The sequence below is a fragment of the Chromobacterium sp. CCUG 30098 genome, from assembly GCF_059916605.1.
In genome coordinates this window covers 489,064-512,822 of sequence record NZ_JAUCGS010000002.1, presented here as the reverse complement: position 1 = coordinate 512,822, position 23,759 = coordinate 489,064, and the positions used below count along the sequence as shown (strand labels likewise).

At 68.4% G+C, this 23,759-nt stretch carries 18 protein-coding genes, 1 pseudogene and 1 riboswitch; of the genes and pseudogenes, 1 reads left to right on the top strand and 18 read right to left on the bottom strand.

Annotated elements, in window-relative coordinates:
* Window position 1: 1 nt before the first annotated feature.
* A complete protein-coding gene (locus QUG03_RS08015; RefSeq protein WP_488877554.1) occupies window positions 2-1,762 on the top strand; it encodes a putative bifunctional diguanylate cyclase/phosphodiesterase in 1,761 nt (586 codons plus the stop codon).
* Window positions 1,763-1,811: 49 nt separating this feature from the next.
* On the opposite strand, the gene QUG03_RS08010 is transcribed toward QUG03_RS08015, so the two are convergent.
* From QUG03_RS08010 to QUG03_RS07925, 18 genes and pseudogenes are all read right to left on the bottom strand, one after another.
* Window positions 1,812-3,104 carry a cobyrinic acid a,c-diamide synthase CobB gene (locus QUG03_RS08010; protein ID WP_500819801.1) on the bottom strand — a complete coding sequence of 431 codons (1,293 nt, stop codon included), beginning with the start codon at window positions 3,102-3,104 and terminating at the stop codon, window positions 1,812-1,814.
* Complete coding sequence (gene cobO, locus QUG03_RS08005) at window positions 3,104-3,706, bottom strand: cob(I)yrinic acid a,c-diamide adenosyltransferase (RefSeq protein WP_231163386.1); 603 nt, start codon at window positions 3,704-3,706, stop codon at window positions 3,104-3,106. The genes QUG03_RS08010 and cobO overlap by 1 nt, the downstream gene beginning before the upstream one ends.
* Window positions 3,707-3,735: 29 nt before the next feature.
* Window positions 3,736-4,758: a FecCD family ABC transporter permease gene (locus QUG03_RS08000; protein WP_227108425.1), complete on the bottom strand. Its 1,023-nt coding sequence runs from the start codon at window positions 4,756-4,758 to the stop codon at window positions 3,736-3,738.
* Entirely contained in the window at window positions 4,755-5,723 is a 969-nt protein-coding gene (locus QUG03_RS07995) for an ABC transporter substrate-binding protein (RefSeq protein ID WP_486637185.1), read from the bottom strand. The genes QUG03_RS08000 and QUG03_RS07995 overlap by 4 nt, the downstream gene beginning before the upstream one ends.
* Before the next feature lie 254 nt (window positions 5,724-5,977).
* A pseudogene (locus tag QUG03_RS07990) lies at window positions 5,978-6,511 on the bottom strand (ABC transporter ATP-binding protein); the annotation flags it as partial.
* 3 nt (window positions 6,512-6,514) lie between these two features.
* Window positions 6,515-7,621: a CobW family GTP-binding protein gene (locus QUG03_RS07985; protein WP_500819800.1), complete on the bottom strand. Its 1,107-nt coding sequence runs from the start codon at window positions 7,619-7,621 to the stop codon at window positions 6,515-6,517.
* Window positions 7,618-9,162, bottom strand: a complete 1,545-nt coding sequence (gene cobJ, locus QUG03_RS07980) for a precorrin-3B C(17)-methyltransferase (protein ID WP_500819799.1) — start codon at window positions 9,160-9,162, stop codon at window positions 7,618-7,620. The genes QUG03_RS07985 and cobJ overlap by 4 nt, the downstream gene beginning before the upstream one ends.
* A gap of 175 nt (window positions 9,163-9,337) precedes the next feature.
* Complete coding sequence (locus tag QUG03_RS07975) at window positions 9,338-10,177, bottom strand: cobalamin biosynthesis protein (protein ID WP_500819798.1); 840 nt, start codon at window positions 10,175-10,177, stop codon at window positions 9,338-9,340.
* A complete protein-coding gene (gene cobM / locus QUG03_RS07970) occupies window positions 10,174-10,977 on the bottom strand; it encodes a precorrin-4 C(11)-methyltransferase (protein WP_253314338.1) in 804 nt (267 codons plus the stop codon). Before cobM ends, QUG03_RS07975 begins: the two co-directional genes overlap by 4 nt.
* Complete coding sequence (gene cobI / locus QUG03_RS07965; RefSeq protein ID WP_500819797.1) at window positions 10,974-11,702, bottom strand: precorrin-2 C(20)-methyltransferase; 729 nt, start codon at window positions 11,700-11,702, stop codon at window positions 10,974-10,976. The genes cobM and cobI overlap by 4 nt, the downstream gene beginning before the upstream one ends.
* Window positions 11,699-12,823, bottom strand: a complete 1,125-nt coding sequence (gene cbiD / locus QUG03_RS07960; protein WP_500819796.1) for a cobalt-precorrin-5B (C(1))-methyltransferase CbiD — start codon at window positions 12,821-12,823, stop codon at window positions 11,699-11,701. Before cbiD ends, cobI begins: the two co-directional genes overlap by 4 nt.
* A 5-nt stretch (window positions 12,824-12,828) precedes the next feature.
* Window positions 12,829-14,388: a precorrin-8X methylmutase gene (locus QUG03_RS07955; RefSeq protein ID WP_500819795.1), complete on the bottom strand. Its 1,560-nt coding sequence runs from the start codon at window positions 14,386-14,388 to the stop codon at window positions 12,829-12,831.
* A complete protein-coding gene (locus QUG03_RS07950; RefSeq protein ID WP_235088674.1) occupies window positions 14,385-15,086 on the bottom strand; it encodes a cobalt-precorrin-7 (C(5))-methyltransferase in 702 nt (233 codons plus the stop codon). The genes QUG03_RS07955 and QUG03_RS07950 overlap by 4 nt, the downstream gene beginning before the upstream one ends.
* A 36-nt stretch (window positions 15,087-15,122) precedes the next feature.
* Window positions 15,123-15,845: a uroporphyrinogen-III C-methyltransferase gene (gene cobA, locus QUG03_RS07945; RefSeq protein ID WP_500819794.1), complete on the bottom strand. Its 723-nt coding sequence runs from the start codon at window positions 15,843-15,845 to the stop codon at window positions 15,123-15,125.
* Window position 15,846: 1 nt separating this feature from the next.
* Window positions 15,847-17,751, bottom strand: coding sequence for a putative cobaltochelatase (locus QUG03_RS07940; RefSeq protein WP_500819793.1), 1,905 nt, complete (start codon window positions 17,749-17,751; stop codon window positions 15,847-15,849).
* Between the two features lie 165 nt (window positions 17,752-17,916).
* Window positions 17,917-22,050 carry a cobaltochelatase subunit CobN gene (locus tag QUG03_RS07935; RefSeq protein WP_500819792.1) on the bottom strand — a complete coding sequence of 1,378 codons (4,134 nt, stop codon included), beginning with the start codon at window positions 22,048-22,050 and terminating at the stop codon, window positions 17,917-17,919.
* On the bottom strand, window positions 22,047-22,376 hold the full coding sequence (locus QUG03_RS07930; protein ID WP_107800024.1) for a (2Fe-2S) ferredoxin domain-containing protein: 330 nt from the start codon (window positions 22,374-22,376) through the stop codon (window positions 22,047-22,049). Before QUG03_RS07930 ends, QUG03_RS07935 begins: the two co-directional genes overlap by 4 nt.
* A complete protein-coding gene (locus QUG03_RS07925) occupies window positions 22,373-23,419 on the bottom strand; it encodes a HoxN/HupN/NixA family nickel/cobalt transporter (RefSeq protein ID WP_235088681.1) in 1,047 nt (348 codons plus the stop codon). Before QUG03_RS07925 ends, QUG03_RS07930 begins: the two co-directional genes overlap by 4 nt.
* Window positions 23,420-23,527: 108 nt before the next feature.
* A riboswitch (cobalamin riboswitch) is annotated at window positions 23,528-23,710 on the bottom strand.
* Window positions 23,711-23,759 lie beyond the last annotated feature (49 nt).

The following is a 23,759-nucleotide window of genomic DNA, read 5'->3' as shown; positions in this document are numbered from 1 at the left end:
GATGATCGACGACGTCGAATGCCTGTTGGAAACGCCGCCGCAAGTCAGCGTGCTGGTGGTGGACGACGACGACGTCGACCGCGAGCGCATCATCCGCCTGCTGCACCGAAACGCCCTGTGCTCCCAGATTCTAGAAGCGGACTCCAAGGCCAGCGCCTTGAAGCTGCTGGGCCGGGAGTTGTTCGACTTTGTGTTTCTGGACTTCAAGCTGGACGACGGCGACGGCCGCGAACTGGTGCCGTCCATCCAGCAACGCAACCAATCCTGTCTGATCGTGGCGGTCACCGGCACCGGCAATGAGCGCATCGCCGCCGAGGCGATCAAGCTGGGCGTTTACGAATACCTGCCCAAGTTCGAACTGACCGAGGACCGCCTGCGCCAGACCATCAGCGACGGCGTGCGGGTGGCGGCGATACAGGCCAAGCTGCGCGAAACCGAACAGCTGCTGCAGCACCGCAGCCTGTACGACTCGCTGACCGATCTGCCCAACCGCAATCTGTTTCTCGACCGCCTGGATCAGCTGTGCGCCTTGCACGCTCGCAATCAACTGCCGTTCGCCGTGCTGATGATAGACCTGGACCGCTTCAAGGAGGTCAACGACAAGCTGGGCCATCAGGCCGGGGATTTGGTGCTGCGGGAGGTGGGGGCGCGTTTCGCCACCCTGCTGCGCGGCTCGGACACCATCGCGCGCCTGGGCGGCGACGAATTCGCCGCCTTGCTGCTGGAAGTGGATAGCGCGGAATGCGCGCTGGCCATGGCGGAAAAAGTGGGCCATACGCTGGACGCGCCCATTCTGGTGGGCGAGCACGCCTTGTCGATAGGCGCGTCCTTCGGCGTGGCGATGTGCCCGCAGCACGGCTGCGATCCCGCCCAATTGCTGTCCCGCGCCGATATCGCGATGTATCAGGCCAAGAGCCATCTGGGCGCCGTCGCCTTGTACGCGGGAGAAAACGACAAGCCCTGGCCCAAGGCGGGGCAAACCACCCAGGCCCTGATCACGCAATTGACCCGGGCGATCCAGCAAGGCGAGCTGGAAATGCATTATCAGCCCAAGGTCAGGCTGGATACCGAAGAGGTGGTGGGTTTCGAAGCCCTGGTCAGATGGAACAGCCCGGCGCAAGGCCGGGTAAACCCCGACGATTTCATGCCCACGCTGGAGTCATGCAATCTCTTGAGCCGTTTCACTTATCTGACGCTGGAGCTGGTGCTGTCCCAGCAACAAAGCTGGATCAGCCAGCGACAAAAGCCATTCAAGGTGGCGGTGAACATTTCCGCGCGCATGCTGGAGGACAATCGGTTTGTCGAAGAAGTGATGGCGCGGCTGGCGCTCTACAAGGTTCCGCCCAGCCTGCTGGTGCTGGAGTTGACGGAAACCGCGCTGGTCATCAACCCGGTCAAGGCCAAGGAAATGATAGAACAACTGCACGCTCAGGGCGTGTCCTTGTCGATAGACGACTTCGGCGCGGGCTTCACCTCCTTTACCTATCTGAAAAGCTGCCCCATCACCGAGATCAAGCTGGACAAGGCGTTTGCGCAGGACTTGGAGCCGGGCTCCTTCAACGCCTCCTTGATTCAGTGCATGGCGGTCTTCTGCCAAAGCCGCGCCATTGACTTCATTGTCGAAGGCGTTGAGCGTAAAAAGTATTGGCCGGTCTTGATGCAACTGGGTTGCTGCCTGGCCCAGGGCTTCAGCATTGCCAAGCCGATGCCGGCCGCCAAGGTCTTGTCGTGGTGGGAGACCTGGGAGCAAGGCAAGTCATGAGGGCGGGCCGGTCGCGTCTCGGATCGCGGGCAAGGGCTCAGGCAACGGTTCAGGGCAGAAACAGGCTTGCCGCGGCGCGGGGGTTGGACGGGAAATAGGCGTGGAAATAACTGGCCAACAGGCTGCCGCTGCGGTACAAGGCCTCGCCGGTTCCGGCGCCGCTGGCGCGCGCGGCGCGGGCGATCGGCTCCAGCGCCGTGTCCAGCCGGGTGTAGTGGAAGGTGTGGCCGCGCAGCGCGCCGCCGGGGAAGGTCATTTGCTGAAGTCCCAGCCCGCATAGCCTGTCTTGAAGGACCGCTTGGCCGGGCAGCAGGCCCAGCATAGACGCGCTGTCGCCGTCGCGGTTGGTCAGCCGTTCCAGCAGATAGAGCATGCCGCCGCACTCGGCGTATAGCGGCTTGCCGGCCGCTATATGTCCATGCAGCCCCGCTTTCAGCGCGGTGTTGGCGGACAGCGTGTCCAGATGCAGCTCCGGATAGCCGCCGGGCAGGTAGACGGCGTCGCAGTCCGGCAATGCCGTGTCGGTCAGCGGCGAGAAGAAGCGCAGCTCCGCGCCCAGCTGGAGCAGCGTTTCAAGATTGGCCGGGTAGACAAAGGCGAAGGCGGCGTCGCGGGCGATGGCGATGCGCCGGCCGGCCAGCAGTTTCGGCGGCTCGGCGGGCGCGGCGGGGGGAAAGGCCACCGCCGGCGGCAGCGCGGCCAAGGCGGTGGCGGCGATCTGGCCCGCCATGCGCTCGAGACGCACGTTGAGGTCGGCGATCTCCTGCGCCTGCACCAGGCCCAGATGACGCTCCGGCAGCCGCGCCGCCTCGTCCCGGCGCAGCGCGGCCAGCAAGGGCAGATGGGCCGGCAACTGCTGGGCCAGCATTTCGGCGTGGCGATCGCTGGCGACATGGTTGGCGATAAAACCGTGAAAGGCCAGGCCGGGGCGGAAGCTGGCCAGACCGTGGGCGACGGCGGCGAAGCTCTGCGCCATGCCGGCGGCGTCTATCACCGCCGCCAGCGGCACGCCGAGCAGGGCGGCCAGATCGGCGCTGCTGGGCGTGCCGTCGAACAAGCCCATGCTGCCCTCGATCAGGATCAGGTCGGCCTCGGCGGCGGCCTTGTACAGGCGGGCACGGCAATCGTCCTCGCCGTTCATCCACAAGTCCAGGCCATAGACGGTGTGGCCGCTGGCCCGCTCCAGCACATAGGGATCGAGGAAGTCCGGCCCGGTCTTGAACACGCGGACCCGGCGGCCCTGATTGCGGTGATGGCGGGCCAGCGCCGCCGTCAGCGTGGTCTTGCCCTGGTGCGAGGCGGGGGCGGTCAGGAACAGCGCCGGGCAGCGCAAGGACGTCATCAGAACTCCACCCCGCGTTGCGCCTTGATGCCTTGCTCGCGGTAGGGGTGTTTGACCAAGCGCATTTCGGTGACCAGATCCGCCGCCTCAAGCAAGGCTTCCGGCGCATGGCGGCCGGTGACCACCACGTGCTGCATCGCCGGCCGGGCGGCGAAGGCGGCCAGCACTTCGTCCAGCGGCAGGTATTCGTACTTCAGCACCACGTTCAATTCGTCGAGGATCACCATGTCGTAGTCCTCGCTCCCCAGCATCGCCAGCGCCTGCTCCCAGCCCTTGCGCGCAGTGGCGATGTCGGCCTCGCGGTCCTGAGTGTTCCAGGTATAGCCTTCGCCCATGGTATGGAAGTCGCAGTTGTCGAAGCCGCCCAGCAGATCGCGCTCGGCGGTATGCAGCGCGCCCTTGATGAACTGCACCACGCCCAGGCGCATGCCGTGGCCGACGGCGCGCAAGCCCATGCCGAAGGCGGCGCTGCTCTTGCCCTTGCCGGTGCCGGTGTTGACGATGAGCAGGCCTTTTTCGCCGGTGGCGGCGGCCTTTTTCTTTTCAAAGCCCGCCTTGCGCTTCTCGGTCATGCGCTGGTGGGAAGCCGGATCGGTTTTCATCGTGTCGTCCTTGTGTGGGGCCGGCGCCGTCAGCGGCGCAGCAGCCAGATAAAGAAGGCGCCGCCGACGGCGGCGGTGCCGACGCCCACCGGGATGTCTTCCGGCGCGATCAGGGTGCGCGCGGCGGCGTCCACCCAGATCAGGAACAGCGCGCCCAATAGCGCGCAGGCCGGCAGCAGGCGGCGGTGGTCGGCGCCGACGCAACGGCGGGCGATATGCGGGATCATCAGGCCGACAAAGCCTATCGCGCCGCTGACCGCGACCATGGTGCCGGTCAGCAGCGAGGAGGCGGCGAACACCGCCAGCCGCAGCCGGGTCACGCGTATGCCCAGCGTGACCGCGGTCTGCTCGCCGGCCATCAGGGCGTTCAGCGGCCGCGCCACGGTCAGCAAGGCGGCGAGGCCCAGGCACAGCGCGGCCAGCGGCGCCGGCAGCAGCTCCCAGCGCGCCTGGCCCAGGCCGCCCAGCATCCAGAACAGCACGGCCGAGGCCGAGCGGTGGTCGCCCAGATACAGCATCAGATTGGCCAGGGCCATCAGCAGGAAGGACACAGCCACGCCGGCCAGCAGCAGACGCTCGGCCTGCAAGCGGCGCTGGCGCACGGCGATGCCGGTGACCAGCAGGGTGGCCAGCAAGGCGCCGGTGAAGGCGGCCAGCGGCAGGGTGGCGCCGCCCAGCACATTGCCGCTGAACAGCAGCACCGTCACCGCGCCCAGCGTGGCGCCGGAGCTGACGCCCAACAGGTGGGGATCGGCCAGCTGGTTGCGGGTGGTGGCCTGCAAGGCCGCGCCCACCAAGGCCAGGCCGGCGCCGACCATGCCGCCCAGCAGCACGCGCGGCAGCCGCAGCTGCCAGATGATCAGATCCTGGCCCGGCTGCCAGGCCGGTTCCACCGGCAGGCCCAGCTGGTGTAGCAGCACATTGGAACTGACGGCGAATTCAACCGGCGCGGCGCCCAGGCCGGAGGCCAGCGGCAGCGACAGCGCCAGCAGGGCCAGCAAGAGGCTCAGCAAGGGCCAGGCCGGCGGACGGTTGGCGATGGCGCGGATCACTTGGCGAAGACTTCCGGGTGCAGGCCGCGCGCCAGCGCGCTGATGGCGTCGGCGTTGGCGATGCCGGGCGTGGCGCTGTCGTAGGGCAGCACGATGAAGCGCTTGTCGCGCACCGCCGCCATCTTGTTCAGCGCCGGGTGTTTCTGCAGGAAGGCGATCTTTTGCTGGGCGGTGACCTTGCCGTAGTCGATGATCACGACCACTTGCGGATTGCGCGCCACCACGGTTTCCCAGTCGACGCGGGTCCAGCTGGCGTTGACGTCGTTCAGGATGTTGCGGCCGCCGGCGGCCTGGATCAGCGCGTCGGGCATCGCCAGCCGGCCGGCGCTGAAGGGGCGATCCTCGCCGCTGTCGTAGACGAAGACCGACGGCGTGGCCTTGCGTTTGGCGACGCGGGCGGCGACGGCGTCCACTTTGGCGCGCATCTCGGCCACCACTTTTTGCGCGCGCGGCTCCACGTCGAAGATGCGGCCCAGATTATGGATGTCGCGATAAACGTCGTCCAGGCTCGCCGCCGGGCGTTTCATCACATGGGCGCAGGATTCGCTGAGCTCGTAGACATTGATGCCCAAGGGCGCCAGCGAGGCCGGCGTCACCGGGCCGCCCACGCGCAGGCCGTAGTTCCAGCCGGCGAAGAAAAAGTCGGCGTTGCGGGCCAGCAGCGCTTCCGACGAGGGGTAGTCGCCGGCCAGTTCCGGCAGCTTGCCCAGCGCCTGTTTCAACGGCGCGTTCAACTTGTTCCAGGCGCTGATGCCGGTATAGCCGACCATGCGGTTCTGCAGGCCCAGCGCCACCATCATCTCGGTCAGATTGATGTCGTGGCTGACCGCGCGCTGCGGCGCGCGCTGAAAGACGACCTTGCGGTTGCAGCTGTCCACGGTCAGCGGGTAGGCGCTGGCGTGGGCCTGGGAGGCCAGCAGCGCGGCCAGGCCGCAGGCGATGAGCGAAGGCGGATTCAGTTTCATAGGTTTTCTTCTTCCAACAGAGTGATGCGGGGGTGGCCGGCTTGCGGGTGGCGGTCCACCAGCGCGCGCACGCCGAACACCTCGGCCAGGAGCCGGGGCGTCAAGACGGTTTCCGGCGCGCCGCTGGCGACGATGCGGCCGGCCTTCAGCGCGTACAGGCGGTGGCAGAAGGCGGCCGCCAGGTTCAGGTCGTGCAGGGTGGCGACGGCGGCGATGCCCAGCCGGCGCACCAGGCGCAGCAGCGATAGCTGGTGACGCAGGTCCAGGTGGTTGGTGGGTTCGTCCAGGATCAGCAGCTCGGGCTGCTGCGCCAGCGCCCGCGCCAACAGCGCGCGCTGCTTCTCGCCGCCGGACAGGGTGGCGAAGGGCTGGTATTGCTGCGCCGTCAGTCCCACCTGGGCCAGCGCCTCGTCGACGATGGCGTGATCTGCCGGCGATCCGCCGCGCAGCAGCGACTGGTGCGGAATGCGGCCCATGTCCGCCACTTCGCGCACGGTCAGGCCGAAGTCCTCGGGGAATTCCTGCAGCACCACCGCCACGCGGCGGGCGAAGGCGGCGGCGGACTGAGACCAGATGTCGGCGCCGTCCAGCCTGGCTTCGCCGGCCAGCGGCTTGTTGAAGCGGAAGGCGCAGCGCAAGGTGCTGGTCTTGCCGCTGCCGTTGGGACCGATGACGCCGACGAATTCGCCGGGCCGCACCGTCAGCGCGATGTCGCGCAGCAGCCGGGTCTCGGGCGCCACGGCGGGGTCCGGCGACCAGTCCAGGCCGCATAATTCCAAGGCGCTCATCGGCTAGCTCCAGTGCGCGCCGGTGATGTCGCGCAGCAGCGCCAGCACCCGCGGGCGGCTGGGGTGGTAGCCGATGAAGACCAGCTGCGCCTGGCGCGGCGCGGCCAGCGTCTCGTCGCGGCTGAGTTCGATGCGGCTGCGCACGCCCTGGGCCAGCAAGCGGCCGGGGCCTTCCGCGCAAGCGGCGAAGCCCTTGATTCTGAGCAGCGGCTCCTCGCCGGCGATGGCCTCCAGCGCCGCGGCCAGCTTGTCGGGGTCTTGCGCTTCCTTGCTGCGGATCATGAACGATTGCCAGCCCGGGTCTTGCTCGTGGAAATGCTTGTGGGTGGACAGTCCATGGCTGTGCGCGGCCTGGCCGCCGTGGCTGTGACCGTCCAGCAAGGCCTGGTTGGCCAGCGGCCGCATCGCCAGCCCCGGCATGCTGGCCACCGGGCCGTAATGGCGGTGCGCGGCCGGCGCGGCCTCATGCAGGTGCAGGCCCAGCGTCAGCCGGGTGTCCAGCTTGGCCTGGTAGGCCAGTTCGATGAAGCGTATCGACGGCGCTTGCCGGCGCACGGCGTCTTCCGCCGCCAGCAGCGCGTCGGCGGACAGCGCGTCTATCTTGTTCAGCACCACGATGTCGGCGTGCCCCAGTTGTTGCTCGAACAAACCCGCCACCGCGTCGGCCTTGCCGCCGTCGCCGGCCGGCGCGAAATGCCCGGCCAGCAGCAAGGGGGTGTCGACCACCGCCAGCGTGGCGTCCAGCACGAAATAGGGCGCCAGCGCCTCGCTTTGCAACTGGGCCATCACCGCGCTGGGCAGCGCCAGGCCCGAGGTTTCGATCAGCACGTGGTCGATCTGCTGGCGGCGCTGCCACAGCGCCAGCATGGTGGGCAGGAAGTCGGCGTCGTCGTCGTAAGCCACCAGGCCCTGGGCGAGATCGTGGATTTCCACGCCGGCGTCGTCGTCGCCGCGCAGCAGGCCGCCGTCTATCGACACCTCGCCGAATTCATTGACCAGGATGGCCAGCCGGCGCTGCTTATTGTTTTCCAGCAATTTGCTCAACAGCGTGGTCTTGCCGGCGCCGAGGAAGCCGGTCAGCACGGTAACGGGCAGGCGCGGCGCGCTCATGCGGGTTCTCCCGCGGGCAAGGCCGCCAGCACGCCGGCGAAGTCGTCGAAGGCCTGCGGATAATCCAAGCGTGGCCGGTCGATCACGATGAAGGGGATGCCCAGCGCGGCCGCGGCGGCCGCCTTGGCGTCAAAGCCGCCGGCCGCGCCGCCGTCCTTGCTGATCACGCAGTCGATTTCCCAGTCGCGCCACAGCGCCTCGTTGGCGGCCTGCGAGAACGGGCCTTGCATCGCGCAGATGCGCGAGCGCGGGATGCCCAGCTCCAGCGCCCGTTGCAGGTGCTGCGGGTCCGGCGCCAGCCGGACGAACCATTCATGCTTGCGGCCGGCGTCGGCGGCGACGAAGCGGTGCAGTTCCTTGCTGCCGGTGGCCAGGAACACGCGTTTTCCTTTAGCCATCGCCAGCCTGGCGGCCGCATCGCTGTCGGCGCAGCGAATGAGCGGATGCGCGCTGGCGCTGGCCGGCCGCTCATAGCGCAGATAGGGCAGGGCCAGTTCCTTGGCCAGTGCCATCAGTTGCTGCGACATCTCGCTGGCGTAGGGGTGGGTGGCGTCGACGATGGCGCTGGCCCGGCTGCCGGACAGCAGTTCGCGGCGGCGCTCCACGCCCAGCCGGCCGCTGACGGTGGCGACGCCGGGCGCCGCCTGCTGCGCCTGCTCGCTGCCGTAATCGCTGGCGCTGCTGATCACCACCGCGCGGCCGGTTTCCGCGATGGCGCGGGACAGCGCGTTGCCGTCGCTGGTGCCGGAGAATACCCAGGCCGCGCCGGCGGGCAGCGCGTCGGCCTTCACCGTGTCCTGGGTGTCGTCCCAGTTGAAGTAGCCGCGCGGGGTGAACATCCAGTTGCGTTTGCGGCGGGTGAAGCGGTTGCCGATGACGATGCTGGTCAGCATGTCGAAGCGGCGGGTGCGCAGCTCGGCCAGGGTGACGATTTCCACCGCCTGGTCCTCGCGGTAGGCGTTGCGGACGATGCCGCACAGCGTTTCCGGCTTCTTGTGCTGCAGCATGATGTCCAGGATGCGGTAGACGCCTTCCTGGCGCTGGCGGCTTTGCACGTTGTAGAACACCACCGCCAGATCGGCCTGGGCGATGTGGCGGGCGCGGGTTTCAATCCATTCCCACGGGCACAGCAGGTCGGACAGGCTCAGGGTGGCGAAGTCGTGCGACAGCGGCGCGCCGAGCAGGGAGGCGCAAGAGTTGGCCGAGGTGATGCCGGGGATCAGCTGCACGTCGAAGCCATCGTCCTCGCGCATGTCCTCGTAAGCCAGCGTGGCCATCGCGTAGACGCCGATGTCGCCGCTGGACAGCAGAGCGACCGTTTTGCCGGCGCGGGCTTCCGCCAGCGCCAGCTGGGCGCGCTCGCGCTCCTGGGTCAGCGGCAGGGTGCGGATGTCCTTGCCGGTTATCCACGGTTGCACCCAGGTCAGGTAGAGATCGTAGGACACGATCACCTCGCTCGCCGCCAGCGCCTGGCGGGCGAGATCGGGAATCAGTTCGGCGCGGCCGGGGCCGACCGAGACGAGGTAGAGTTTGCCGGTCATGGGTTCATTCGTATTCATGGATGATGGCTATGCAATGTCGGGTGTTAGTTTGCAGATGGTTTCTGCAAAGCTGGATAGGTGTGCGCTGCGCCCCGCGTGGGAAAATCCCTGTGGCGGGTAAGTCCGTAGCGCGGGTTGGACGCCAGGCAATACCTGCGATTCCATTTTCGATGGCTCATGTTTTGTCGGCCGCATCGCTCGCGGGTATGGCATGGCCAACCCGCGCTACGCACTGCGTCAAGCCCCTCTCCCCTCGCGGGAGAGGGGTTGGGGAGAGGGGGGCATCCTCCACCACCGCCACCGTCACCCCGTCGCGCGCGGTCTTGGGGACGATCAGCCCGCCCCTGGGGCTGGCGATCAGCGCGCAGGGCTCGCACACGCCGTCCACGCCGACGTTCCGCCGCACCCAATCCGAAGGCGCGCCGGTCCAGCCGCGGGCGGCGACGTCGGCGCGGGCGATGACGCGCAAGGGCAGCGCGTGGCGGGCGCAGAACGCCAGCAGGCCGGCTTCGTCGGCCTTCAGGTCTATCGTCGCCACTTCGCGCACGGCGGACAGCGGCCGGCCGGCCAAGGCTTGCAGAACCGCTTGTTCGATGGCCTCGGCGCTTTTGCCGCGGCGGCAGCCTATGCCCAGCGTCAGCGGTTTCATCGCTTCGGTGGCGGTGGTGATGGCCGGGATGGCGCCGGTCAGCCGCGCCGCCTCGTAGGCCAGTTGATTGGCGCCGCCTTCATGGCCGGACAAGAGCGGGATGGCGAAGCGGGCGGCTTCGTCCATCACCACCACCGCCGGATCGCTGTACTTGCTTTGCGGCAGGCCGTCCAGGTAGCGGACGGCGATGCCGCTGGCCATCACCAGCACCCAGTGGCTGTGCGCATGGAAGGCGGCGCGGAATTGCTCGCGCGCGCCGGTCTCGGCTTGCAGCCACGGCTGGTACAGCCTGGCGTCCAGCGCCGCCGCCAGCTTTTGCCCCAGCGGCAGCGCCTCGGCGCGCACCAGCCACACGGCGCGGCTCATGCCTGCTTTTCTTTCTGAAGGCTGGCCCGCTTGGTCTGGCGGTCGTCGCCGTCGCGGAAGATGTGGGTGAAGCCGGCCGCGTACAGGCTGGATTCGACGCCGCCTTCGCGCGACAGCGCTGCGCCGACCAAGAGCAGCGTGGTCAGCAGCCAGTCTTTCTGCTTCACCTCGGACAGCATCTGGCCCAGCGTGGAGCGATGGACGGACTGGTCCGGCCAGCTGGCGCGGCGCACCAGCGCCACCGGGGTATCCGGCGGGTAATGCAGCGACAGGTCGGCGACGGTCTGCTTCAGCCGCTGGCCGGACAGGAAGATGCACATCGTCGCGCGGTGGGCGGCGAAGCTGGCGATCGACTCCGTCTCCGGCACCGCGCTGGCGCGACCGCTGGTGCGGGTCAGAATGATGGACTGGGACACCTCGGGCCGGGTCAGCTCGCTGCCCAATGCGGCGGCGGCGGCGGTGAAGGAGGACACGCCGGGCACCACTTCGTAGGCGATGCCCAGCGCTTCCAGCCGGCGCATCTGCTCGTTGGTGGCGCCGTAGATCGCCGGATCGCCGGAATGCAGCCGCGCCACGTCCTTGTCTTCGGCCTGGGCGCGGCGGTACAGCGCTTCCTGCTGGTCCAGGTTCAGTTCGGCGGTGTCGTGGATTTCCGCGTCCGGGCGGCAGTGGCTCAGCATCTCCGCCGGCACCAGCGAGCCGGCGTACAGCACCATGGGCGCCGCGCCCAACAGGCGGCTGCCGCGCAGCGTGATCAGGTCGGCGGCGCCGGGGCCGGCGCCGATGAAATACACTTTCATGAATGGCGTCTTTCTCTGGCTGTCTTGCGGATCAGCATGGTGGCGAGGTAGCCGCTGGCGTCTGCGCTCAGTTGCGAGACGTCGGCGCACAGCACTTCGCCGGGCAGGCCGATGCGGCGGGCGAAGGCGCACAGCTGGGCGATGCCCATCTCGTTCAGCAGCGCCAGCACGTCCGGCAACCGCTTGCCTATCTTCATCAGCACGATGAGGTCATGGCTGTCGATATCGGCCCGCAGCGCGGCCATCTCGTCCGGGCAGGGCAGGATCAGGATGCGTTCCTTGCCTTCGCCCAAGGGCCAGGACAGCGCCGACGCGGTGGCGGCGAAGCTGGTGACGCCGGGGAAGGTCTGCGTCTCCAGCGCCGGCAGCATTTCGCGCAGCGCCGCCAGCAGGTAGCCGTAGGTGGAGTAGGTCATCGAGTCGCCTATGGTCAGGTAGGCGACGTTCCGGCCGGCTTTCAGTTCGGCGGCCAGCCGCTCGGCCAGCGCGCCGTAATGGCGGGACAGCGCGCCGCGGTCCGGATTCATCTCGAATTCGATCTCGCGGAAACGGCCCTCATCCAGATTCAGCCCGACCAGGCATTGCCGGGCGACGGAGGTGTCGCTGGAGGTGGCGCGCGGCAGGTAGACGATGTCGGCCTCGCGCAAGGCGGCCAGCGCCGCCACCGGAATCAAGCCGGCCGGTCCGGGGCCGACGCCTATGCCTATCAATCGTCCCAGTTTCATGCTGCTTCTCCCAGCGGGGTGCCGTCCATGCTGAACAGGCGCACCGCCACCTGCCGCGCGCTGGGCACTTTCGCGGCCATCAGCGCCGCGGTGCGGCGTTCTATTTCCATCCAGTAGCCGCGCGCGTCCGGCTGGCTGCTCATGATCTGCACTACGTTCTCCACGGTATTCGCTTGTTTGATGGCGGCCACCAGCTCGGGCGCATAACCCCGCTCGGCGGCGACGGCGGCGACGGCGTCCATCGCCATGCCGCTCTTGCCGGAGTGGGTGTTCCACACCCCGTCCAGCAGCTTGGCGATCTTGCCCGGGTGGCCCAGCACCCACAGCGTGTCTAGGATGCGGCCCTGTTCGAGCAGCACCGATTCGGCGAAGTCCAGCGAGTCGCCGACGAAGTTGGCGATCTGCACCACCTGCTTTTTCTCCAGCCCCAGCGTGTCGGCGGCGTAGCCGCGGCCTATCTTGCCGGGGGTGAAGGCGATGGCCGGCGGCCGCTCGCCCAGCGCCACCCGCACATAGACCTCGATGGAGGCGATCCACGCCGCCTGCGACATCGGCTCGACGATGCCGCTGGTGCCCAGTATCGAGATGCCGCCGACGATGCCCAGCATCGGGTTGAAGGTGCGCTTGGCGATCTTGTCGCCGTCGACGCAGCCTATCGCCAGGTCGAAGCCCGGGTCGGGCCGGCCGGCCAGCGCCTCGGCCAGCGCCAGCCGCATCATCTGCCGCGGCACCGGGTTGATCGCCGGCTCGCCGGGCGGGATGCGCAGGCCGGGCTGGGTGACCATGCCGACGCCGGCCGCGGCCAGGAAGCGTAGCGCGCCGCTGCCGTTTACTTTTACCTCGGCGAAGATCGTCGCGCCGTCGGTGTTGTCCGGGTCGTCGCCGGCGTACTTCAGCACTTCGGCGCGGACAGTATCCGCGTCCAGCCAGGCCACGCTTTGCACCGGCACCGCCAGGTAAAAGTCCGGGTCCGGCAAGCTGATGAAGACCTCGTCGGCGTCCACGCCGTCCAGCAGCAGCAGCAGCGCCGCCTTGGCGGCGGCTGTGGCGCAGCTGCCGGTGGTGCGGCCGCGGCGCATGCCGTTGGGGGCGAGGGCGGCGAGGTCGTAGGGCTGGCGCACCGGGCTCAGGCTTCCTGCTGCTGATGCACGTGTTCGATCGCGTCTATCATCAGCGCGTTGACCACGGTGGCCGCCCACGGCGAGCCGCCGCGGGTGCCGCGATTGGTGATGCGCGGCACTTGCAGCAGCGCGCGCAGCTCGTCCTTGCATTCGCGGGTGCCGACGAAGCCCACCGGCAGGCCCACCACCAGCTGCGGCCGCCAGCCGTGATCGCGCACCAGGCGCACTACCTCGCGGATGGCGGTGGGCGCGTCGCCTATCGCCACCACGCAGTCGTTGCCGAACTTCTGCCAAGCGCGGCGGATGCCGGCGGCGGAGCGGGTGATGCCGTTGGCTTCGGCCAGCAGCCGGGTTTCCTCGTCGTGCACGCCGCACCAGGTTTCCACTTCCAGCTGGCGCAGCACTTCGCGCTTGAGGCCGGTTTCCACCATGGTGACGTCGGTGACCACGCGGCGGCAGCGCAGCAGCGCGCGCATGCCGGTTTCGCAGGCGCCGGGCGAGAAAAACAGCTCGTCCACGCTGTTGAAGTCGCCGGTGGTGTGCACCAGCCGCATCAGCGCGGTGCGCTGCTCGGCGGGGAAGGCCGACCAGTCGCGGCCCTCATTGATGATGCGCATGCTTTCCGCTTCTATCGGGTGCGGGGTGTAGCGTTTCCAGGCCGGCGGCTGGCTGGAGCTGGGCTCGCGCTCCAGCAGGCCGCGCACCTTGCCGTGGTGGCCGCGCTGCGGCTCGCCCACTTGTTGTTCGAAGCCGACGATCTGCACCCGGTACTTGCACAGCGCGCAGTTCATCGCCGCGCGGCCTTCCACGCCCTCCTGCGCGCGTTCCAGGAACACCTCGGCCACTTGCTCGTCCGGGCCCAGATAGCCGGCGCTCAGCACCTCGATCTCCGGATGGCGCGCCGCCAGGTCCGCCGCCGCGCCGTAGATGCGCTTGACCAGCACGCCGTCGAACAGAAAGTAGGGCAGCATCACGATGCGGCGGTAGCCCAGCATGGCGGCGGCGCGCAGGCCATCGGCCACCAAGGGTTTGGCGGTGCCGGAATAGCAGACGAAGGATGCGGCGAAGCCCAGGCCTTCTTCCAGCATGCGCGTGAGCTTGGAGATTTCGGAGTTGGCGTCCGGGTCCGAGGTGCCGCGGCCGACAACGACCAGACAGGTGTCGTTGCGCGACACGGTGTGCGGCGACGCCGCCTCGGCCTCGACGATGCGTTGACGACACAGCGCCAACAGCCGCGGATGCAGGTCCAGCGCCGCGCCGAAGTGAAAGTCAATGCCCGGATGCGCCTGCCGCAGCGCCAGCAGCTCGCTGGGCATGTCGTTCTTGGCGTGGGTGGCGGCCAAGAGCACGCCGGGCACCATCACCACGGTTTTGGCGCCGGCGGCCAGCACCTGGTCCACCGCCTCGTCTATGGTGGGGCGGGCGAACTCCAGAAAGCCGTGAGCCACCTGGCGCTCGCCGGCGCGCGCCTTCAGCGCGTCCACCAGCTGCATGAATTCGTTCACCCCGTCCGGGTCGCGGCTGCCGTGGCCGGCCAGCACGATGGCGTAGTCTTGCTGGCTCATTTGTGGGTCGGCTCGATCTGGCTGTCCATCGGCGCGAGCGTGCGGATCAGCATGATGCTCATGTCGGAGAAGCGCTGCTCCGCGCACTCGGCCAGCGTGCCGCGCCATTCCGCCTCGTTGCGGGTCAGGTTTTCCCACACTTCCACCTGCTGGCCGGCCGGGATGCCGTTTTCCAGCAGATAGGCGGCGATGTGCCAGGGCATGAAGGAACGCGCCTCGTCCCAGGGGCAGGGGATCACGATGGCGTTGCGGCCGTCCTGCAACACATGCACCAGGTGACGCTTGAACGGGGTCAGGTCGCCGCGGCGGTGGAAGGTGATGAAGCTGGTTTCGTCGAAGCACACCTTGCCGCGCGAGGCCAGGATCTGCGCCGACGAGATGCCGGGTATCGTTTCCACCGGGTGGCCGCAGGCGCGCTCCACCCGCTCCAGATACTGGAAGCCGCTGAAGTGGATGTCGCCCATGAACACCACCACGCAGTTTTTGCCGGCGCGATGGCGCTCGGCGACGATGTCCAGCTGCGCCACCTGGTCGCGGTAGCCCATCTGGATCACTTCGGCCGTGTCCGGGATCAGCGGGCGCACCACGTCCACCACCGCGTTGAAGCCGGCCACCACGTCGGCCTCGCGTATCAGTTGGGCCGAGCGTTGCGGCAGGTAGCCGATGTCGCCGGGTCCGGCGCCTATGCAGATGATCATGCGAGTTCTTTCCTTGTTTCATTGGCGGCGGACGGGCTACAGGACGCCAGCGCCACCGTCGGTCCGATGACGATCAGCGCCGGGCTTGTGGATGCCGGCCGCGCTCATGTCTTGTTCCAGCGCGTCCAGGGTGCTCAGCACCTGGCGCTGCTGCGGCAGGGTGCCGTTTTCTATCGCCGCCGCCGGGGTGTCGGGTTTCAGGCCGTGGCGCAGCAGTTCGGCGCGGATCAAGGGCAGCCGCTTGACGCCCATATAGATCACCAGCGTCATGCCGCTTTGCGCCAGCGCCCGCCAGTTGGGCTCGTCGCCGTCCTGATGCGGGTGGCCGGAGACAAAAGTGACGCCGTGGACGAAATGGCGGTGGGTCAGCGGAATGCCCAGCGTGGCCGGCACCGCCAGGCCGGCGCTGAGGCCGTTGACGATCTCCACCTCGATGCCGGCCGCTTGCAGCTTCAGCATTTCCTCGCCGCCGCGGCCGAAGACGAAGGGGTCGCCGCCCTTGAGGCGCGCCACCGTCCTGCCGGCGCGGGCCTCGTCCATCATTCTTTGCTCAATGGCGGCCTGCGGCGTAGACGGCCGGCCGCCGCGCTTGCCGACCGGCACGATTTCAGCGTCCGGCCGCAGCAGGGTGTGAATATCCGGATGCACCAGATCGTCCACCAGCGCCACATCGGCCAGCCGCAGGCAGCGCGCGGCCTTCAGCGTCAGCATGTCCAGGTCGCCGGGACCGGCGCCTATCAGATAAACCTTGCCCGTCATCTCAGCGGCCCAGTCTTTGTCGAATCGTCAATGTCAGTTGCTCGCCGGTCAGGGCGTCGCAAGCCAGGTATTCGGCGCCCAGCGCCTCGGCCAGTTCGCGGGCGCGGCCCAGGCGGACGAAGTCCTGCTCGGTGTCCAGCACCAGCGTCGGCGTGCCGGCCAACTGGCCGGCCAGGTCCAGCGCCTGCCGCCACGGGTCGCCGTCTCCGTCCAGCGCCACATTGGCGCGGCCGTCGCTCAGGATGACCAGCAGCGGCGCCGGGCCGCCCAGCTGGCGGGACAGCGTGTCGGCGGCCAGCGCCAGCGCGTGCGCCAGCGGGGTGCGGCCGCCGGTGGGCAGCTCGCGCAGCGCCCGTTCGGCCTGTTCCACGCGGTTGCACGGCGGCAGCAGCAGTTCCGCCTGCTGGCCGCGGAAGGCGATCAGCGCCACCTGATCGCGGCGGCGGTAAGCGTCTTCCAGCAGGCTCAGCACCGTGCCCTTGACCTGTTCCATCCGCTGGCGCGCCGCCATCGATCCCGACGCGTCGACGACCAGCAGGATCAGATTGCCCTGTTTGGCGACGCGGACCTTGTCGTGCAGGTCGGCGCGGGTGACCGCGAAGTTGTTGGGGTCGCGCAGCAGCGCGTGGCGCAGGGTGGCGTCCACCGCCAGCTGGGCCGGCTGCGGATTGGCCTCGGCGCGCACATAGTGGCCGCGCTGACGGCTGGCGCCGTCGCTGCGGCGGCCGGCGGCGTCGCCGGAGGAGGGAGCCTGGACGCGGATGCGGGCGATGTCGCCGGCCGGCGCAGCGGCGAAGATTTGCTCGCCGCCATGGCCGGACGTGTCCGCTTGCTGTTCGCCGTCGCCATCCGGCGGCGGCTGGTCGGCGCCGTTCCGCTCCTGCGGAGGCGGCGGATTCGACGCTTGCCGCGTCATCTGTTCCAGCTTGTCCTGATCCAGCCCGCTCTGTTCGAACGGCTTGCTGCGGCGGCGGTGCGGCAGCACCAGCCGGGCGGCGTCGCGGATATCCTCGGCGGAGGCGTCGACGCGGCCGTCCAGCGCCGCCAGCGCGCGGGCGGCCTTGTTCAGCACGATGTCGGCGCGCAAGCTGCTGACTTCGAATTCGCAGCACAGCTCGCTGACGAAGTGGAACAAGCTATCGCTGAGCCGGGTTTGCGGCAGCAAGGCGCGGGCGGCGGCGATCTTGGCGCGCAGCGCCTCGCTGTCGGCCTGCCACTGCGCGGCGAAGCCGGCCGGATCGGCCTCGAAGGCCAGGCGGCGGCGCACCACCTCGGCGCGCTGAAGAGGCTCGCGCGGCGCGGCCACGTCCACCATCAGGCCGAAGCGGTCCAGCAGCTGCGGCCGCAAATCGCCTTCTTCCTGGTTCATGGTGCCAAGCAGCGTCACCCGCGCCGGGTGGCTGACCGCCAGGCCCTCGCGCTCCACGGTGTTGACGCCCATCGCGGCGGCGTCCAGCAGCACGTCCACCAGATGGTCGGCCAACAGATTCACTTCGTCGATGTAGAGCATGCCGCGGTGGGCTGCGGCCAGCAGGCCGGGCTTGAAGGCCTGCTTGCCGCCTTGCAGCGCTTTTTCGAAGTCCAGGCTGCCCAGCACCCGGTCCTCGGTGGCGCCCAGCGGCAGGTTGATGAAGGGCACCGGGCCGTCATGCAGCGCGCGCGCGTCGCCGGAGCACACCGGGCACAGCGGCAGCGGGTGGTCCGGCTCGCAGTTGTAGCCGCAGCCGGCGGCGCGGCGGATGGGCGGCAGCACGGCGGCCAGGCCGCGCGCGGCGGTGCTCTTGGCGCTGCCCTTGTCGCCGCGCACCAGCACGCCGCCGACGGTGGGGTCCACCGCGCAGATCAACAGCGCCTGCTTCAATTGTTGCTGGCCGACGACGGCGGCGAAGGGGTAAATCGGGCTCATGCTGAAACCCTTATTTGCCGCGGAAGCACACGGAAAGACACGGAATTGGGCGCAGCGGGGCGATGTGGATGCTTCTGCGCCCATGCTCCGGGAAACGATGGGATTTTTCCGGTTTTCATTTCCCTGCTTTCCAAGTGTTGCCCTGGCTCATTGTGTTTTGGGGTTTCATGCTTTGCTCTCTCCGCGCGCTTCCAGCAGCGCCTCGCTATCCAGGTGCAGCTGGCGCAGGGCGGCCAGCGTCTCCGGGTCCGGCTCCGCCCACAACTGGCGCTGCGCGGCTTCCAGCAGACGGTCGGTGATGGCGTTCAAGGCCCAGGGGTTGCTGTCGGCGAAGAACTGTTGCATCGCCGGGTCCAGCGCGTAGCTTTGCGCCAGTTGTTCATAGACCCAGTCGTCCACCACCTGGGCGGTGGCGTCGTAGCCGAACAGATAATCGACGGTGGCGGTCAGCTCCAGCGCGCCCTTGTAGCCGTGCTTCTGGATGCCGGCTATCCACTTGGGGTTGGCCACCCGTGAACGGAACACGCGCAGCACTTCCTCCTTCAGCCCGCGCACCGCCGGCGCTTCCGGATTGTGGCTGTCGCCGAAGAAGGCGCGCGGCTGGCGGCCGCTGAGGCTGCGTATCGTCGCGATCATGCCGCCGTGGTATTGCAGGTAGTCGTCGCTGTCGAAGATGTCGTGTTCGCGGTTGTCCTGGTTGTGCAGCGCCACTTCCACGCCGGCCAGCCGGTGGCGCAGCGCGTCGCGGGCGTCGGCGCCGTTGGCCTCGCGGCCGTAGGCGTAGCCGCCCCAGTTGACGTAGGCGGTGGCGAAGTCGGCGTCGTTCTGCCAGTTCTGCTCGTTGATCAGCGGCAGGATGCCGGCGCCGTAGCTGCCCGGTTTGGCGCCGAACACGCGGTACAGCGACTGCGCGTCGGCGTCGGGCAGGGCGCCCAGCAGCTCGTTTTTCAGGTCGGCCAGGTAGTGCTTGCGCAGGAAGTTCTGCTCCAGCGGCTCGTCCAGCCGCGCCACGGTGTGCACCGCCTCGTCGATCAGCGCAATCAGATGCGGGAAGGCGTCGCGGAAGAAGCCGCTGATGCGCACGGTGACGTCGATGCGCGGCCGGCCCAGTTCGGCCAGGGGGATCACTTCCAGACCCTGCACTCGGCGGCTTTCCTGCTGCCAGTGCGGCTTGACGCCGAGCAGGGACAGGATTTCGGCGATGTCGTCGCCATGGGTGCGCATCGCGCTGGTGCCCCACACGCTGATGGCCACCGATTCGGGATACTGGCCGGTTTCCTTCAGATGGCGGGCCAGCATCTCGCGCGCCAGGCCGTCGCCGATGCGCCAGGCGGCGTTGGAGGGCAGGCTGCGCGGGTCCACCGAGTAGAAATTGCGGCCGGTGGGCAGGATGTGGGCCATGCCGCGCGTGGGCGCGCCGCTGGGGCCGGCCGGCACGTAGCCGCCTTCCAGGCCGCGCAAGAGATTGTCTATCTCCTCCGCGGTGCGGGCCAGCTTCAGGCACAGCTCAGCGCAGACGAAGGTCAGCACGCGTTCCAGATCGGCGTTCGGTTCGATGCCGGGCAGCACGGCGGCGACGGCTGCCGGCACGGCGGCGCTGTCGTAGCCGCGCGCGGCCAGCTCGGCGATCAAGCCGCGCGCCAGCTTCAGCACCGCGTCGTGCGCGTCGGCGCGGGTGACCAGGGGCGGGCCGGCCAGCGCCTGCAAGGCTGCGGGGGTGTCGCTCAGCCGTTTGCCCTGATCCTGCTGCCACAGCGTCCAGTCGCCGCCGCAGGCCGCCGCCACGCTGGCGGGCAGGCCGGGGATGCCGAGGTTGGGCAAGCGGGTCAGCGCCAGCAGCATGTCGACCAGCGCCTCGCCCTGCGGCGCGTTGCCCAGCACGTGCAGGCCGTCGCGGATCTGCGCCGCGCCCAGCTCGCACAGATAGCCGTCGATGTCCTCAATCAGGTGGGCGACGTCCACGCCGTCCATCTTGGCCAGGCTCAAGGGCACGCCGTCTTCGTTCAGCGTGTCGTCCCAGTCGTGGTCATGATCGTGGTGGTCGTGGCTGTGGCCGTGATGGTCATGGTGATCATGGTGGCCGCGGTGATGGTGGTGGTCGCCATGATGGTGATGGTGGTGGCCATGATCGTGGCCGTGCGCGGCCTTGGCTGGGCGATACTTCGCCGCCGCGGCCGTCGCCGGTTTCATCGCGGCAGCCGGTTTGGCCGCCTGCGGCCGGTATTTGCCGTGGACGGCTGCGGGCGCGTGATGATGTCCGCCATGCGGGTGCGGGTGATCATGATCGTGGCGAGGCTCGTGCTCATGTTCGTGCTCATGCTCGTGATCATGTTTCAGCATCGCCGCCAGGTCGGTGTCGAGCTTGGCCTCCTTGATCAGGTCCCAGATCTGTTGCTGCAACAGCGGCAGCTTGTTCGGGTCCAGCAGCTCCACCTGGTAGTACTCGTCCACCAACTGGGTCAGCTGCGCCAGCGGGCCGTAGCTGTCGGCGGTGGTCATCGTTGGCGTCAGGTGGTCGATGATCACCGCGTGGCCGCGGCGTTTGGCCTGCGAGCCTTCGCCCGGATCGTTGACGATGAAGGGGTAGAACAGCGGCATGTCGCCCAAGAGCGCATCCGGGAAACAGTTCTGCGACAGGCCCACCCCCTTGCCCGGCAGCCATTCCAGCGTGCCGTGCTTGCCGACGTGGACGATGGCGTCGGCGCGCCAGTCGTCGCGCAACCAGCGGTACAGCGCGTAGTAATGATGGGTGGGCGGCAGGTCCGGCGTGTGGTAGATGGCGTCCGGGTCCATGCCGTAGCCGCGCGGCGGCTGCAGCGCGACGAAGACATGGCCGTAATCCAGGCCGGAAAACACCAGTTCGTCGCCGTCGACGTAAGCGCCGCCCGGCGGCTGGCCCCAGCGCTGCAGCATTTTGTCGCGCAGACTGTCCGGCAGCTCGTCGAGCCAGGCCTGGTAGCGCTGGGCCGGCACGCGGGCGGCGGCGTTTCGCATCTGCTCGGCGCTCAGGTAATCCTGATCGTAGGCGCCGCGGTCTATCAGCTCATGCATCAGCGCGTCGCTGTCCGGCGGCAGCGGGTCCATCTGGTAGCCGCGGCCCTGCATGCCGCGCAGCATCGCGTACAAGGAGGCCGGGGAATCCAGGCCCACCGCATTGCCTATCTGCGAGGCCTTGCTATTGGAGTTGGTGAAGATGAAGGCGATGCGTTTGTCGGCGTTTTCCACATGGCGCAGCCGCGCCAGGCGGGCGGCGATGCCGGCCAGGCGGCGGGCGCGGTCCGGCAGCGGCGCGTATTGTTCGGCCTGGCCGGGCTGGTCGATCATGGCCGGCTGCTTGAAGCTCAGCGGCACGCCGATGATGCGGCCGTCGAATTCCGGCAGCGCCACGTTCATCGCGGTGTCCAGCGGGTTGAAGCCGCGGTCCGAGGCTTCCCATTGCTCGCGCGTCATGCTGCTGGTGATGGCCTGCAGCACCGGCAGGTTCAGCCGGTCCGAAGCCTCCACCGCCCAGCCGGGCTGGGTGGGGCCGTCGTTGTTGATGTCGCCCATCGCGAACGAGGTGGTGTTGATCAGCAAGGACACCTTGGCGCGCGGATCGGCCAGCAGCGCCAGCGCCGCAGGCAGGCCGCCGTCTTGAATCGTGCGCAAGGACGAGGTGAACACCGGCAGCGCGTTGACGCCGCGCTCGGCCAGGCAATCGACCAATAGATCAATGAAGCGGGTGTTGCCGGACAGCCAGTGGGCGCGGTAGAAGCACAGGCCCACGGTGGGCCAGTCCGGGTTGCGGATTTCCAGCCAGTCGGCGAGCGAGCAGGGCGCGCTCAGCTCCGGGTGGTAAACGCCGTGCTCGGGCAGCGGCAGCGGCGGCTGGTAGCCGAAGCCGGTCAGCAGCAGCCTGTCCGCCAGGCAGCGCATCAGCTCGCCCAGATTGGCGCTGCCGCCGGCCTGCAGATAGGCGTGGACGTCCTGCTGCAGCGATACCGGCGCGCTGCACAGCGCTTGCAGCTCCGGGTCCGGCTCGCCGGTGCCGCTGAGCACGATGACCGCGGTCTGCAGCCGGCGCGCGTGGGCCAGCAACCGCTCCAGGCCGGGTATCGCGTCGGCGCGGCCCAGCACGCGCAGCACGATGGCGCGGGCCTGGGCCAGTTGGCCGTCCAGCAGTGCTTGCATCGCGGTCTCGTCGGCAATGCCTTGCAGCGAGATGCCAGACACGGAGGGGAAGTCTTCCGGCCAGCGCGCGCGCGACAGCGCGGCGAGATCGGTGCCGGCGTGGCTCAACAAGGCGAGTGCGGCGCTCATGCCTGCGCCTCCGTTTCGATGTCGCCGACGCCGGTTTTATGGAACACCAATTCCTCGACCGGAACGCCGCCCTTCAGATGCTGGCAGACGATGCGTTCGATATCGCTTTCATTCACCTTGCGGTACCAGACCCCGTCCGGATACACCACCATCACCGGGCCTTCCTTGCACACGGCGAAGCAGTGGCTGCGGGTGCGCTTGGCGCGCAGGCCTTCGCAAGCGTCTATGCTGCGGCCCAGGTGCAGGAACATCGCTTCCGAACCCTGGCCGTCCGGCGTGCAGCGCGGGCCGGTGCACATCAGCACGTGTTTGTCGTGGGTTCTCATCGCGCCTCCGGCGTCAGTTGGTCAAAACGCTTCCATTTATAAATGGCGGCGGAGGCAAGCCACGTCAGCAGGAACACGCCGATGACGAAGTAGCCGAAATGAGCCAGATCGTCGTTGAGCGCTGAGATCAGGTCCCAGAAGCCACCGGTGAGCTGCAGCTTGTCCGCCAGCAGGCCCAGGCCCTCCAGCCCGCCAATGCCGACGGCGACGAGGACGGAAACGAAGGTGATGGTCAGGTTGTACCAGAGCTTGCGCACCGGATTGACGAAGGCCCAGCCGTAGACTTCCACCATCATCATGCTGTCCAGCGTGTCCACCAGCGCCATGCCGGCGGCGAACAGCGCCGGGAACACCATGATGTGCCACAGCGCCACGCCGTTGGCGCTTTGCGAGGTGGCGATGGCGAACAGGCCGATTTCAGTGGCGGTGTCGAAACCCAGGCCGAACAAAAAGCCGATGGGCAACATATGCCAGCTCTTGGTCACCATGCGAAACAAGGGCTTGAGCAGGCGCGCGATCAGGCCGCGGTTGTTCAGCAGCAGATTCAGCTGCTCGTCGCAAATGGCCTCGCCGGCGCGGGCGCGGCGGAAAGCGCCCCATACCGCGCGCAAGGAAGACAGATTGATCAGCGCCAGCGTCAGCAGAAAGAAGGCCGACACGCTGGTGCCGATAACGCCGCCTATCTCCTTGAAGCCGGCGACGCGGCTTTGCAGCGCGCTGGCGGCGAACACGATCAGGGCGACGGCGATGACCACCACCGCGGAGTGGCCGGCGGAGAAGAACAGGCCCACCGCCGACGGTCGGCGGCCTTCCTGCATCAGCTTGCGCACGGTGTTGTCGATGGCGGCGATGTGATCGGCGTCCACCGCGTGGCGCAGGCCGAACAGATAGGCGAGCAGGGCGGTGGCGAGTTGGGCCGGGTGATCGGCGAAGGCGGCGAAAGCCCAGGCCCAGGCCAGCAGATTGGCCAGGATCAGCCCGGCGAGTATCGGCGCGTGCTGCGCCAGACGGCGGCCGGCGGACGGCGCGGTGGATGAATGCATGGTGCCCTCGGAGACGATTTCCGTCGCGCAAACGAGGGCACAGGTCGCCGAGTGTTCATGAGCGGCGCATGTGCGTATCCCCCGGTACACCCCGCCCGGTTTCTGCTTGCGTCGACACGTATGACGGCCGGTCTCCTGGCTCGCGCGTCGCCGTCCGGCGCCGCCTTCCCGGCCCGTTTAGGGGCCAGTGGCTTTAGGCGTGGACTCTGCGCTTACAGTTGCGGGGGCAGCCGCGGTCTTGCACCGCGTTCCCGTTTCACCCTCTGAGAACCTGTTACGAGCTGCCGCGCATCTTGGCTGGCGAGCTCGCACACAGGTTTTTGGGGCACCGTCATGATGG

Coding starts and splice junctions, on each gene's coding strand:
- cobA (WP_500819794.1), bottom strand. CDS start 15,845: ATGACGGGCAAGGTTTATCTGATAGGCGCCGGTCCCGGCGACCTGGAC.
- cobJ (WP_500819799.1), bottom strand. CDS start 9,162: ATGACCGGCAAACTCTACCTCGTCTCGGTCGGCCCCGGCCGCGCCGAA.
- QUG03_RS07940 (WP_500819793.1), bottom strand. CDS start 17,751: ATGAGCCCGATTTACCCCTTCGCCGCCGTCGTCGGCCAGCAACAATTG.
- QUG03_RS07995 (WP_486637185.1), bottom strand. CDS start 5,723: ATGAAACTGAATCCGCCTTCGCTCATCGCCTGCGGCCTGGCCGCGCTG.
- QUG03_RS07935 (WP_500819792.1), bottom strand. CDS start 22,050: ATGAGCGCCGCACTCGCCTTGTTGAGCCACGCCGGCACCGATCTCGCC.
- QUG03_RS07950 (WP_235088674.1), bottom strand. CDS start 15,086: ATGATCATCTGCATAGGCGCCGGACCCGGCGACATCGGCTACCTGCCG.
- QUG03_RS08010 (WP_500819801.1), bottom strand. CDS start 3,104: ATGACGTCCTTGCGCTGCCCGGCGCTGTTCCTGACCGCCCCCGCCTCG.
- cobI (WP_500819797.1), bottom strand. CDS start 11,702: ATGAAACTGGGACGATTGATAGGCATAGGCGTCGGCCCCGGACCGGCC.
- QUG03_RS07955 (WP_500819795.1), bottom strand. CDS start 14,388: ATGAGCCAGCAAGACTACGCCATCGTGCTGGCCGGCCACGGCAGCCGC.
- cobO (WP_231163386.1), bottom strand. CDS start 3,706: ATGAAAACCGATCCGGCTTCCCACCAGCGCATGACCGAGAAGCGCAAG.
- QUG03_RS08015 (WP_488877554.1), top strand. CDS start 2: ATGATCGACGACGTCGAATGCCTGTTGGAAACGCCGCCGCAAGTCAGC.
- QUG03_RS07925 (WP_235088681.1), bottom strand. CDS start 23,419: ATGCATTCATCCACCGCGCCGTCCGCCGGCCGCCGTCTGGCGCAGCAC.
- QUG03_RS07930 (WP_107800024.1), bottom strand. CDS start 22,376: ATGAGAACCCACGACAAACACGTGCTGATGTGCACCGGCCCGCGCTGC.
- QUG03_RS07975 (WP_500819798.1), bottom strand. CDS start 10,177: ATGAGCCGCGCCGTGTGGCTGGTGCGCGCCGAGGCGCTGCCGCTGGGG.
- cobM (WP_253314338.1), bottom strand. CDS start 10,977: ATGAAAGTGTATTTCATCGGCGCCGGCCCCGGCGCCGCCGACCTGATC.
- QUG03_RS07985 (WP_500819800.1), bottom strand. CDS start 7,621: ATGAGCGCGCCGCGCCTGCCCGTTACCGTGCTGACCGGCTTCCTCGGC.